Genomic DNA, 1,698 nt, shown 5'->3' on the forward strand with positions numbered 1-1,698 from the left:
GCCGTGTGAGGTGAAAGTCTCATGCACGCTTGGAGAATGGGAGGGGGAGAAGGTGACTTCTCTCTCGACCCCTAATATTCTCGACCTCAACCGATGCTGAATTCGCCCCGTCCGGACGGAAGTCAATATAGGACTGGCAGGGTCAATCAATCGCACAGTCGATATCCGACGGGGCGATCCCCCCAGTCGAACCCGAGCTTCTTTCGAGTCCAATTTTGAATTTCTACCTTCCAAACCGATGAGCATACGCGGCATTGATGTTTCCGACTACCAACCCAACATTGATTGGAAAGCGGTTGTCAACTCCGACATTTCCTTCGCCTTCATCAAAGCGACCGAAGGAGCCGGGTTTGTCGCCGAGGTGTTTGAATCCTATTGGCAACAGACGAAAGCCAACGGCTTGATCCGGGGGGCCTATCACTTCTTCCGGCCCGCCAGCGACGTCAAGGGACAGATCGACAACTTCCTGAAAACCGTCTCCCTCGAACCCGGAGATCTGCCCCCGGTGTTGGATATCGAAACCACCGACCAACTCGACGCGGCCACCGTCTGCGATCGCGCCCAGGAGTGGCTCGACGGGATCGAAGCGCGGACGGGATTTCGGCCGATCGTCTACACCTACCCGGGATTTTGGCAAAAACTCGGCACCGATCGCTTTTCCGACTATCCCCTCTGGATCGCTCACTACACCCAGGCCGAACAACCCGCCATCCCCGGAAAGTGGACGACTTGGGTGTTTTGGCAGTACACCGACCGCGGCACCGTAGCCGGGATCAACGGCGGGGTGGACATCAACCTGTTCGAGAGCGTCCTGAAAGGCGCCCGGGGTCCCAAAATTGAGAAAATGCAGAAACTGCTCAAAAATCGCGGCTTCGACCCGGGGGTTATCGACGGGATTTTCGGCGCCGGTACCGAAGGCGCCCTGATCGACTTTCAAAAGGCTAAGGCGATCGCCTCCGACGGCATCGCCGACTTGAAAACCTGGGTGGCATTGATGGGACGGGTGGAAAATTTCGTCCCCCCCGAAGGCGAACCGGAACCCGAACCCCAACCCGAGCCGGAACCCCAACCCGAACCCGAACCCGAACCCACCCCCACCATCGAACTCCTCGACATCTGCCGGATCTACCACGGTTCCCCCACCGAAGACAAAGCCCTGGAGTGGCTGCAACAGCAGATCGGCCAAGAAGACCTGCTGGAATTCGCCCGCCGGTGGCGAAATCAGGCCACGCCCCAAACCCGCTCCATCAAACTGCTGGACGTGTGCCGGTATTATCGGGACCTGCCCAGTCAAAACGAGGCGTTGCGGTGGCTGCAGCGACAACTTCCCGTCTCCACCCTTCTGGAATTCGAGCAGAAGTGGAATGCCGTCCCCGAAGTCCAAGTGGATATCAAATTGCTCGACGTCTGCAAATACTACGGCGGCCTTTCCACCCAAAAAGAGGCGCTCGAGTGGCTGCAATCCCAAATTCCCCCGGAGACGATCGCCGAATTTGCCCGCTTGTGGCGCCGCCCGACTCCCCGGTAGTCCCGGCGGAGGGAGCTTCGGTCAAGCGGAGGGAGCTTCGGTCAAGCGGAGGGAGCGGAGAGGAATTTTCATTCATTCAGCTCAACCGCTTGGGAATTATAGCAACGAGCGCTCACGTGGTTACAGTTGAAATGGGGTCAGAAATTTTCAAACCCTTATAGAAAAGCCGT

1 protein-coding gene is annotated in these 1,698 nt (G+C 57.8%); it reads left to right on the forward strand.

What is annotated here, in order from left to right; translation table 11 throughout:
- Window positions 1-238 precede the first annotated feature (238 nt).
- Complete coding sequence (locus AC0QHF_RS13355) at window positions 239-1,528, forward strand: GH25 family lysozyme (protein WP_324704712.1); 1,290 nt, start codon at window positions 239-241, stop codon at window positions 1,526-1,528.
- The last annotated feature ends 170 nt before the right edge of the window (window positions 1,529-1,698 follow it).

This window comes from Lyngbya sp. CCY1209, assembly GCF_055795065.1.